The sequence below is a fragment of the Alkalihalophilus pseudofirmus OF4 genome (genome assembly GCF_000005825.2).
In the GTDB taxonomy this organism is placed as follows: domain Bacteria; phylum Bacillota; class Bacilli; order Bacillales; family Bacillaceae_D; genus Alkalihalophilus; species Alkalihalophilus pseudofirmus.
The window spans coordinates 123,165-135,025 of the sequence record NC_013791.2 but is presented as its reverse complement, the minus strand read 5'-3'; the positions used below and the strand labels follow the sequence as shown (position 1 = coordinate 135,025).

Below are 11,861 nucleotides of genomic sequence, written 5' to 3'. Positions count from 1 at the left end.
AAGGTGCCATATCCATACGAATATCACCTTTCTTAGCTTACAACAAAACGTTGTATGAAACAATTACAAAACGTTATTACTGACCGTTTTGCTTTTTAATGATCTCTTCCGCTACGCTCTTAGGAACTTCTTCGTAGTGGTCAAAGAACATTGAGTACGTTCCGCGTCCTTGTGTACGAGAACGTAATGATGTTGCATACCCGAACATTTCAGCTAATGGAACGAACGCTTTAACTGTTTGTGCGTTACCGCGTGCTTCCATACCCTCAACGCGTCCACGACGTGCTGTAACGTCACCCATTACATCACCCATGTACTCTTCAGGAATAACAACTTCAACTTTCATTAATGGCTCAAGTAATACTGGTTTACACTTAGTTTTAGCGTTTTTAAGTGCCATAGATGCAGCAATTTTAAACGCCATCTCACTTGAATCGACATCATGGTAAGAACCATCATAAAGCTTCGCTTTAATATCGATTACAGGGTATCCAGCAATCATACCGTTGCCAAGAGCTTCTTCAATACCTTGTTCTACAGATCCGATGTATTCACGAGGAACTGATCCACCAACGATTGCATTTTCGAATTCGAAACCTGCACCCTCTTCGTTTGGAGAGAATTCTACCCAAACGTGACCAAATTGTCCACGACCACCAGATTGACGAACGAACTTACCTTCAACTTGAGCCGTTTGACGGATCGTTTCACGGTAAGATACTTGTGGAGCACCAACGTTAGCCTCTACTTTAAACTCACGTTTCATACGGTCAACGATGATATCAAGGTGAAGTTCACCCATACCAGAGATAATCGTTTGACCAGTTTCTTCGTTTGTTTCCGTACGGAAAGTTGGATCTTCCTCAGCAAGCTTAGCTAATGCCATACCCATCTTATCTTGGTCAGCTTTAGACTTTGGCTCTACTGATAAAGAGATAACCGGCTCTGGGAATTCCATTGACTCAAGAATAACAAGATTCTTTTCATCACATAGAGTGTCACCAGTTGTTGTATCTTTTAGACCAACAGCAGCAGCGATATCACCAGAGTAAACCGTAGAGATTTCCTCACGTGAGTTTGCATGCATTTGAAGGATACGACCAACACGCTCGCGCTTATCCTTAGTTGAGTTCTTAACATAAGAACCTGAATCTAGTGTACCAGAGTAAACACGGAAGAATGTTAACTTACCTACAAATGGGTCAGTCATAACTTTAAACGCAAGTGCTGAAAACGGGTTGTCATCACCAGGTTCACGAGTTACTTCTTCTTCAGAGTCAGGTACTGTACCTTTAATTGCAGGTACATCAAGTGGTGAAGGAAGGTAATCAAGTACTGCATCAAGCATTAATTGAACACCTTTGTTTTTGAATGCAGAACCACAGATAACTGGGTAGAATTCAACGTTACAAGTACCTTTACGGATTGCAGCCTTGAGTTCATCATTCGTTAACTCTTCACCCTCTAAGTATTTCATCATGAGTTCTTCGTCTAGCTCAGCAGCTGCTTCAACTAGTTTCTCACGATATTCTTGAGCTTGTTCTTTATACTCTTCAGGAATTTCTTTCGCTTCAGTACGAGTACCTAGGTCATCTTCATAGAAGTATGCAACCATTTCGATAAGATCAATGATACCATTGAAATCATCCTCAGCACCAATTGGTAATTGGATAGGGTGTGCATTTGCTTGAAGACGATCATGAATCGTTCCAACAGAGTACAAGAAGTCTGCACCAGTCTTGTCCATTTTGTTAACGAAAACGACACGTGGTACACCATAAGTTGTTGCTTGACGCCATACTGTTTCTGTTTGTGGTTCAACACCCGATTGAGCATCTAGTACCGCTACAGCACCATCTAATACACGTAGTGAACGTTCAACTTCAACTGTGAAGTCTACGTGTCCTGGTGTATCAATGATGTTAATACGATGGTCTTTCCAAGCAGCCGTTGTAGCAGCAGAAGTGATCGTGATACCACGTTCTTGCTCCTGTGCCATCCAGTCCATTTGTGAAGCACCTTCGTGCGTTTCACCAATTTTATGAATACGACCTGTGTAAAAAAGTACGCGCTCTGTAGTAGTTGTTTTACCGGCATCGATGTGAGCCATGATGCCGATATTACGCGTATCTTTTAAGGAGAACTCTCTTGCCATGGGGTATTTCTCCTTCCTATTTCATACGATTTATTTAATAAGAATAAAATCTTACCAACGATAGTGAGCAAACGCTTTGTTCGCTTCAGCCATCTTATGAGTATCTTCACGCTTCTTAACAGAAGCACCAGCGTTGTTAGCAGCATCTAAGATTTCATAAGCTAAACGCTCTTCCATCGTTTTTTCTCCACGAAGACGTGAATAGTTTACTAACCAACGAAGACCTAAAGTTGTACGACGCTCAGGCTTAACTTCGATCGGCACTTGGTAGTTAGCACCACCAACACGACGAGCTTTAACTTCAAGAACAGGCATAATGTTCTTAAGCGCTTGATCAAATACTTCCATAGGGTCTTTTCCGCTACGTTCCTTCACTAATTCAAACGCATTATATAGGATTGTTTGAGCAACCCCACGCTTTCCATCAACCATAATACGGTTGATTAGACGTGTAACTAGTTTTGAATTATAAATAGGATCTGGTAATACATCGCGACGAGTAACTGGACCTTTACGAGGCATTGTTTCCCCTCCTTTCAACATTTAAACAATTATTTTTTTAATTACTTTTTATCTTTTGGACGCTTTGTACCATACTTAGAACGTCCTTGCATACGATTTTGTACACCTGCTGTATCAAGCGCACCACGTACGATGTGGTAACGAACCCCTGGTAAATCTTTTACACGGCCGCCACGGATAAGAACAACACTGTGCTCTTGTAGGTTGTGACCGATACCTGGGATGTATGCCGTTACCTCAATTTGGTTCGTTAAACGAACACGTGCATACTTACGAAGAGCCGAGTTCGGTTTCTTCGGAGTCATTGTACCAACACGAGTACAAACACCGCGCTTTTGAGGAGAAGAAAGGTTTGTTTGATTCTTCTTGAAGCTGTTGTACCCTTTGTTAAGTGCTGGTGAATCAGAATTCTTAACTTTAGCAACGCGTCCTTTACGGATTAATTGGTTAATAGTAGGCATTATTTTTCCTCCTCTCTTTTAAAAAGATAAGACCACTGATCCTGGTGGTTCATATTTAGGCAAAAGTAAAGTTTTTGCCATGCGGATCGCCCCGAATGGCAAAAACACGATTACTTCCTTAAAGCAACAGTGGCTGCACCGACTTCAATGCCACAAGCTTCACCAAGCTTTTTCATTGAGTCAACATAATAAACCGGGATTTGCTTTGACTTCGCTAACGCTTCAACTTTGTATACAACACGAGTATCAGCATCTTCTGCTACAACCAGTTCACAAACCTCACCGATCTCTAGCGCCTTTAATGTTTGCTTAGTACCTATAATAAGGTTACTAGCCTGCTTTACTTTTTCATAAGACATTGTTCATCCTCCAAAGCAACAGGTTCTGAGGCACACTTTGATATCTTATCACCCTGATATATGTGTGTCAACCACTTATTAATAGTTTTTATTCGTGAGTTCCTACTTCTTCTAGTACAGCAGCTTCCGCTTCTTCTTGATTATCATCATGAGTAGATAAAATATTCAAGTGGCGGTAGCGGTCCATACCAGTTCCCGCTGGAACCAACTTACCGATAATAACATTTTCTTTAAGACCTAGCAACTCATCACGTTTTCCTTTAATTGCCGCATCAGTTAAGACACGAGTCGTTTCTTGGAACGAAGCAGCTGATAAGAAGGAATCCGTTTCAAGAGAAGCTTTTGTGATACCAAGAAGTACCGGACGACCTGTAGCAGGGCGTTTGCCTTCAAGTAACACTTTTGCGTTCTCATCGTTGAAGTGTTGGATTTCAATAAGGGAACCTGGAAGTACATTTGTTTCCCCTGCATCCACCACACGAATTTTACGAAGCATTTGACGAACCATAACCTCAACGTGCTTATCGCCAATTTCTACCCCTTGCATACGGTATACTTTTTGAACTTCGCGTAAGAGATACTCTTGAACACCGTCCATACCACGAACTTTTAGAAGTTCTTTCGGATCGATCGAACCTTCTGTTAAGCTTTCGCCGGCTTTTACATGATCACCGACAGCCACTTTTATTCTTGCACCGTAAGGGATCGCATAGTTAATGCTCTCCATTTCGCTGCGAACGGTAACTTCACGTTTGTCGCCTTCTTTAAAGTCAACAACTTCTCCTTCAATTTCAGAGATAACTGCTTGACCTTTAGGATTACGAGCTTCAAAAATCTCTTGGATACGCGGAAGACCTTGAGTGATATCGTCTCCTGCTACCCCGCCTGTATGGAACGTACGCATTGTAAGCTGGGTTCCCGGCTCACCGATTGATTGAGCAGCGATAATTCCAACTGCTTCCCCAACTTCGACGTCGCTTCCTGTCGCAAGGTTGCGGCCGTAACATTGCTTACACACACCATGCCGTGTATTACAAGTGAATACAGAACGAATTGTCATTTCTTCAATTCCAGCATCTAGAATTATTTTAGCGACATCCTCTGTAATAAGTTCATTCTTTTTAACAAGGACTTCATTTGTTTCAGGATGGCGAACAGTCTTGAATGCTACACGGCCGAGTAAACGGTCATACAGTCCTTCAATAATTTCGTTTCCTTCTTTAATCGCACCGACTAATAGTCCACGATCTGTACCACAGTCTTTTTCACGTACGATTACATCTTGCGCAACATCTACTAGACGACGAGTCAGGTAACCTGAATCGGCAGTCTTTAAGGCTGTATCGGCAAGACCTTTACGTGCACCGTGAGTAGAGATGAAGTACTCGAGTACCGTTAAACCTTCACGGAAACTTGATTTGATCGGAAGCTCAATGATTCGACCAGACGGGTTAGCCATCAGACCACGCATACCTGCAAGCTGCGTAAAGTTTGATGCGTTACCACGGGCACCTGAGTCACTCATCATAAAGATTGGGTTGCGTTTATCAAGAGTTCCCATTAATTTATTCTGGATAACATCCTTCGCTTCACTCCAGACTGAGATAACACGGTCATAGCGCTCTTCCTCTGTGATAAGACCACGGCGGAATTGCTTTAATACCTTCTCAACTTTAATTTCAGCTTCAGCAAGGATTTCTTTTTTCTCTGCAAGTACAACGATATCGGCTACCCCAACAGTAATACCGGCTTTCGTTGAGTACTTAAATCCTAAGTCTTTCATGCGGTCAAGCATCTTAGAAGTCTCAGTGATCTTAAACTTCTTAAATACTTCAGCGATGATATTTCCTAGGAAGCCTTTCTTAAATGGCGCTACAACTTCACGCTCTTCAAACAACTTCGCTACATCTGTAGTGCTTGGTACAATGTATTTAGCTGGCGTTTCCACCTCTAAGTTCACTGCAGTCGGCTCATTGATGTATGGGAATGACGGAGGAAGAATTTCATTGAAAATTAACTTCCCTACAGTCGTTAATAACAATTTATCTTCTTGGTCTTCTGTAAATGTTGTTTTACCGAGTGAGGCAACAGGAATTGCTACACGTGTATGAAGATGCACATATCCATTTTGATACGCAATCAATGCTTCATTTGTATCTTTAAAGATAGAACCTGTACCTTTTGCTTCCTCACGCTCCATTGTCAGGTAGTAGTTACCTAATACCATATCCTGAGAAGGAGTAACAACCGGCTTACCATCTTTCGGGTTCAAGATGTTTTGAGCTGCAAGCATTAGAAGACGCGCTTCTGCTTGTGCTTCTGCTGATAATGGTACGTGTACAGCCATTTGGTCACCATCAAAGTCAGCGTTATAAGCTGTACATACGAGCGGGTGAAGCTTAATTGCACGACCTTCAACTAAAGTTGGCTCAAATGCTTGGATACCAAGACGGTGAAGAGTAGGGGCACGGTTTAATAAAACTGGGTGCTCACGAATTACTTCTTCTAGTACATCCCACACCTCAGGTTGAACGCGCTCTACCTTACGCTTAGCACTCTTAATGTTATGAGCAAGACCTTTACTTACAAGCTCCTTCATAACAAATGGCTTAAATAGCTCTAGTGCCATCTCTTTTGGAAGTCCGCACTGATACATCTTTAAGTTCGGACCTACTACGATAACCGAACGACCAGAGTAATCAACACGTTTTCCTAGTAAGTTTTGACGGAAACGTCCTTGTTTCCCTTTAAGCATATGAGATAAAGATTTTAATGGACGGTTACCTGGTCCTGTTACCGGACGTCCGCGGCGGCCATTATCAATCAATGCATCTACTGCTTCTTGAAGCATACGCTTTTCATTTTGAACAATAATATTTGGAGCTCCTAAATCTAGAAGGCGCTTCAAACGATTGTTACGGTTAATTACACGACGATAAAGGTCATTTAAGTCAGAAGTAGCAAAACGACCACCATCAAGCTGAACCATTGGACGTAATTCTGGCGGAATAACCGGAAGTACATCTAAAATCATCCAAGAAGGTTCGTTTCCTGAATTACGGAATGCTTCTAATACTTCTAGACGTTTAATCGCACGCGTACGACGTTGACCTTGAGCAGTTAACAGCTCTTCTTTCAGCCCATCAACTTCCTTTTCAAGATCGATATCAGCTAAAAGCTTACGGATCGCTTCTGCTCCCATAGCAGCAGTAAATGAGCGGCCGTATTTATCACGGTATGTGCGGAATTCTTTCTCAGATAGAAGCTGCTTTTTCTCAAGCGGCGTCTCACCTGGGTCAGTTACTACGTATGAAGCGAAGTAAATGACTTCTTCAAGAGAACGAGGAGACATATCCAGCACTAGGCCCATACGGCTCGGAATTCCTTTGAAGTACCAAATGTGAGAAACAGGTGCAGCAAGCTCAATATGACCCATACGTTCACGACGAACTTTTGCACGTGTAACCTCTACACCACAACGATCACAGACAACACCTTTATAACGGACACGCTTATATTTACCACAGTGACATTCCCAGTCCTTTTGAGGTCCGAAAATACGCTCACAGAATAAGCCGTCTTTCTCAGGTTTAAGTGTACGATAGTTAATCGTTTCTGGTTTCTTTACTTCCCCACGTGACCAAGAACGAATCTTGTTCGGTGAAGCAAGACCAATTTTCATATATTCGAAGTTATTTACATCTATCAAGGGGCCAACCTCCCTTTTGATTTCCATGTCTTATAGAACACGCAAATGAAAGTATCTATATTCTCTTTTTAATATGTTAAAGAGGGTAAGACAGCAACATGGGAACTAGTACATCTAGCCCCCGCATCGCTTTTTTCTATACTTTTATTCGTTATACGTTTGATTCACTTGATTCAAGATTCAAGTTAAGCTTTTCTGAAGTCTGTTCATCTTCATCATCAAGCTCTCTCATCTCAATCTCTTCCTCGTTACTTGAGAGCATCTTCACATCCATACCGAGTGATTGAAGCTCTTTGATAAGAACTTTAAATGATTCAGGTACACCTGGCTCAGGAACATTTTCACCTTTAACAATTGCTTCATACGTCTTAACACGTCCGACAACGTCATCAGACTTAACAGTTAAGATTTCTTGTAAAGTGTAAGCAGCTCCATAGGCCTCAAGTGCCCAAACCTCCATCTCACCGAAACGCTGTCCACCAAATTGTGCTTTACCACCAAGCGGCTGTTGTGTAACGAGTGAGTATGGTCCAGTTGAACGAGCGTGAAGCTTATCATCTACCATGTGGGCAAGCTTGATCATGTACATGATCCCTACTGACACACGGTTATCAAACGGCTCCCCAGTACGTCCATCATAAAGGACTGTCTTACCATCACGTGCCATACCAGCTTCCTCTAGTGTACCCCAAACATCTTCCTCATTCGCTCCGTCAAATACAGGAGAAGCAACATGGATGCCAAGTTTACGAGCTGCCATACCTAAATGAAGCTCAAGAACCTGTCCGATGTTCATACGAGATGGTACCCCTAGTGGGTTTAACATGATATCGATTGGTGTTCCATCTGGAAGGAAAGGCATATCCTCTTCTGGCAAGATACGAGAGATAACCCCTTTGTTACCATGTCGTCCGGCCATCTTATCTCCTTGGTTGATCTTACGCTTTTGTACGATGTATACACGTACAAGCTGATTCACACCAGGAGGAAGCTCATCGCCGTCTTCACGGTTAAAGATCTTCACATCTAGTACAATTCCGTCGCCGCCATGCGGTGCACGTAGTGACGTATCACGTACTTCACGAGCTTTTTCACCGAAGATTGCATGTAATAGACGCTCCTCAGCTGTTAGTTCTGTAACCCCTTTTGGCGTAACTTTACCAACCAGAATGTCGCCGTCTTTTACTTCAGCACCCACACGGATAATTCCTCGCTCATCCAAGTTCTTAAGCGCGTCTTCACCGACGTTTGGAATATCACGAGTAATTTCTTCAGGTCCAAGCTTCGTATCACGAGCTTCTGACTCATACTCTTCAATGTGAACAGATGTATATACGTCATCTTTTACAAGGCGCTCACTTAAAATGATCGCATCCTCATAGTTATAACCATCCCATGTCATGAATCCAACAAGTACGTTACGGCCTAATGCCATTTCTCCGCTTTCCATTGATGGACCATCAGCAAGGATTTCACGTTTTTCAATCACATCGCCTTCACGAACGATCGGACGTTGGTTGTAGCTTGTACCTTGGTTCGAGCGAATAAACTTTTGAAGACGGTATTTGTCAAGGTCACCCTTCACTTGTTTACCATCTACTTCTTCAGTTCTGCGAACCCAGATTTCTTTAGCTGTTACACGCTCTACTACACCAGGATGCTTCGATACAATCGCAGCACCTGAATCTTTAGCAGATACATGCTCCATACCTGTACCAACAAGCGGTGCCTCAGGAATAAGAAGAGGAACAGCTTGACGTTGCATGTTCGCTCCCATAAGTGCACGGTTGGAGTCATCATTTTCTAAGAACGGAATACATGACGTCGCCGCTGAAACTACCTGCTTAGGAGATACATCCATATAATCTAAACGCTCACGTGGGACAACGGTGTTCTCCCCACGGAAACGAGCAATGATATTATCATCTACAAATGATCCATCATCAGCTAGACGAGCATTTGCCTGAGCGACAACATAGTTATCCTCTTCATCTGCTGTTAGATAATCAATTTGCGCTGTTACTTTTCCAGTTTCAGGATCCACACGACGGTACGGTGTTTCCATAAAACCAAATTCATTTACCTTCGCATAAGAAGATAATGAGTTAATCAATCCAATGTTCGGTCCCTCAGGAGTTTCAATTGGACACATACGACCATAGTGAGAGTAGTGAACGTCACGCACTTCAAATCCAGCACGCTCACGTGTTAAACCACCAGGCCCTAATGCTGATAGACGACGCTTATGTGTCAACTCAGCTAGCGGGTTCGTTTGGTCCATAAATTGAGAAAGCTGAGAGCTTCCGAAGAACTCTTTAATAGAGGCAATAACCGGACGGATATTGATAAGAGCTTGAGGCGTAATCATATTCGGATCTTGAATAGACATACGCTCACGTACAACACGCTCCATACGAGATAAACCGATACGGAATTGATTTTGCAGTAATTCCCCTACTGAACGAAGACGACGGTTACCTAGGTGGTCGATATCATCTGTATCACCGACACCATGCAGTAAGTTAAAGAAGTAGTTAATAGATGCGATAATATCAGCTGGAGTGATATGTTTCACTTCACGCTCTACTAAGCCATTACCGATGATACGGATCACTTGCTCACCCTCTTGGTCATCTGGAGCATAAACCTTAATAGATTGCAGATCAATTTCGCTGTCTTCTACTACTCCGCCTGATGCACGAGCTGTACGGAAACCAATGTTATTTTCTAAGTTAGGCAGAATACGGTCTAGCGTACGACGATCTAGAAGCGTACCTTCCTCAGCAATTACTTCACCCGTCTCAGGATCCACTAACGTTTCTGCTAAACGCTGGTTGAATAAACGGTTTTTAATATGAAGCTTTTTGTTAATCTTGTAACGACCAACATTCGCTAGATCATAGCGCTTAGGATCAAAGAAGCGAGAATCAAGCAAGCTCTTTGCATTTTCTACTGTTGGCGGTTCACCCGGACGAAGACGCTCATAGATTTCAAGCAATGCCTTTTCCGTGCTATCTGTATTATCTTTCTCTAGGGAATTACGAAGATACTCATCTTCACCTAATAGATCAATGATCTCTTGATCAGACCCAAACCCTAAGGCACGCAAAAGAACCGTCACTGGAATCTTTCTTGTGCGGTCAATACGGACATACACAATGTCCTTCGCATCGGTTTCAAGCTCTAACCATGCTCCGCGGTTTGGAATAACAGTAGCGGTGAAACCTTTCTTCCCATTCTTGTCAGTCTTTTGACTGTAGTACACACTTGGAGAACGTACTAACTGAGAAACGATAACACGCTCTGCCCCGTTAATGACGAATGTGCCAGTCTCTGTCATTAATGGGAAGTCACCCATGAATACTTCTTGTTCCTTCACTTCACCAGTCTCTTTATTAATAAGACGGACTTTAACTCGTAAAGGAGCAGCGAACGTCACATCACGCTCTTTTGATTCATCTACCGGGTATTTGGGCTCCCCAAGACTGTAATCAATAAACTCTAAAACTAAATTTCCTGTGAAGTCTTGAATCGGGGAAATGTCTTGGAACATTTCTCTTAAACCCTCATCAAGAAACCATTGATAAGAAGCTGTTTGAATCTCAATTAAGTTTGGCAACTCCAACACTTCGTTAATTCTTGCATAGCTTCTACGTTGGCGGTGGCGTCCATACTGAACAAGTTGACCTGTCAACTGATTCACCCCTCAAATCTCGCGTTATAGTATCTAAAAATGACTTCATCTACTCTCTCCCTATAGATCATAAGAAAAGATTGCAGATTAAACATTTTTATAGATTGCGTACACACTTATACTGCCGCATTCTCACACAACTCATATAAGCTTAAAGCTTGTATTACCTGACATAGTCTTCACGCACAAAAAGAAAAAATGGCTTCGTTTAATAAAACCACATTTTCCATCTATTCGTTCGATTATACTAGTATAACCATATTTCTCCAATGCTATACAGAATAAAAAAAGATAGACTTTACGAAAAATAGGTAGTTATACGCATTAAATAACAATATCACAAAGTAGATACTCAGTCAATTTTTTTTGCAGATAAAATGAAGTATCCCTTTTTCTTTTCTACTACTTCTACATTTCCAAATAACCCTTCAATCTTCTCCATTGCTGAAGGAGCACCTTGCTTCTTTTGAATAACAACCCACAGGCAGCCTCCATTTTTAAGGCGCCCATGTGCCTGTTCAAAAATCTCGTGAACCACTTTCTTGCCGGCACGAATAGGAGGATTAGTTAAGATCGCAGCATACTGGTCGCCTTTCACTTGGCCGAGCGTGTCACTTTCATAGATGTCCACGTTCGATATTCCGTTATTCATAGCATTTTTTCGAGCAAGATCTAATGCTCTCACATTTACATCTACCATATGAACTTCACGCTCTTTATCGATAGAGGCAACAGCTAGACCAATCGGCCCATATCCACAACCGACATCTAATAGCGCCCCGCTCACTTCAGGCATTGTAAATGCATCGATTAAAAGACGACTTCCAAAATCCACTTCATTCTTTGAAAAGACACCTCTATCAGATGTGAATCTGTACGTCTTCCCTTTCAGTTCAAATGACCATGTTTTTTCATCACTTTCTACTTTAGGATCATTTGAATAATAATGACCAGACACTTA

7 protein-coding genes are annotated in these 11,861 nt (G+C 42.2%); all 7 read right to left on the bottom strand.

The features are described 5' to 3' along the window. Positions 1-76: 76 nt before the first annotated feature. Positions 77-2,155: an elongation factor G gene (gene fusA / locus BPOF4_RS00620; protein ID WP_012957134.1), complete on the bottom strand. Its 2,079-nt coding sequence runs from the start codon at positions 2,153-2,155 to the stop codon at positions 77-79. Between the two features lie 51 nt (positions 2,156-2,206). After that, positions 2,207-2,677: a 30S ribosomal protein S7 gene (gene rpsG, locus BPOF4_RS00615; RefSeq protein ID WP_012957133.1), complete on the bottom strand. Its 471-nt coding sequence runs from the start codon at positions 2,675-2,677 to the stop codon at positions 2,207-2,209. Positions 2,678-2,718: 41 nt separating this feature from the next. Continuing rightward, on the bottom strand, positions 2,719-3,138 hold the full coding sequence (gene rpsL, locus BPOF4_RS00610) for a 30S ribosomal protein S12 (RefSeq protein WP_012957132.1): 420 nt from the start codon (positions 3,136-3,138) through the stop codon (positions 2,719-2,721). Positions 3,139-3,248: 110 nt separating this feature from the next. After that, positions 3,249-3,497, bottom strand: coding sequence for a 50S ribosomal protein L7ae-like protein (locus BPOF4_RS00605; RefSeq protein ID WP_012957131.1), 249 nt, complete (start codon positions 3,495-3,497; stop codon positions 3,249-3,251). A gap of 88 nt (positions 3,498-3,585) precedes the next feature. Next, a complete protein-coding gene (rpoC, locus tag BPOF4_RS00600; protein ID WP_012957130.1) occupies positions 3,586-7,206 on the bottom strand; it encodes a DNA-directed RNA polymerase subunit beta' in 3,621 nt (1,206 codons plus the stop codon). Positions 7,207-7,357: 151 nt separating this feature from the next. Continuing rightward, entirely contained in the window at positions 7,358-10,900 is a 3,543-nt protein-coding gene (gene rpoB, locus BPOF4_RS00595; protein ID WP_012957129.1) for a DNA-directed RNA polymerase subunit beta, read from the bottom strand. Between the two features lie 352 nt (positions 10,901-11,252). Beyond that, positions 11,253-11,858 (bottom strand): class I SAM-dependent methyltransferase, encoded by a 606-nt coding sequence (locus BPOF4_RS00590; protein ID WP_012957128.1) that lies wholly within the window; start codon positions 11,856-11,858, stop codon positions 11,253-11,255. Between the last annotated feature and the right edge of the window lie 3 nt (positions 11,859-11,861).

What these genes read in the sequence shown, in the direction of transcription:
- rpsL (WP_012957132.1), bottom strand. Translation starts at nt 3,138, where the DNA reads ATGCCTACTATTAACCAATTAATCCGTAAAGGACGCGTTGCTAAAGTT.
- fusA (WP_012957134.1), bottom strand. Translation starts at nt 2,155, where the DNA reads ATGGCAAGAGAGTTCTCCTTAAAAGATACGCGTAATATCGGCATCATG.
- rpsG (WP_012957133.1), bottom strand. Translation starts at nt 2,677, where the DNA reads ATGCCTCGTAAAGGTCCAGTTACTCGTCGCGATGTATTACCAGATCCT.
- BPOF4_RS00605 (WP_012957131.1), bottom strand. Translation starts at nt 3,497, where the DNA reads ATGTCTTATGAAAAAGTAAAGCAGGCTAGTAACCTTATTATAGGTACT.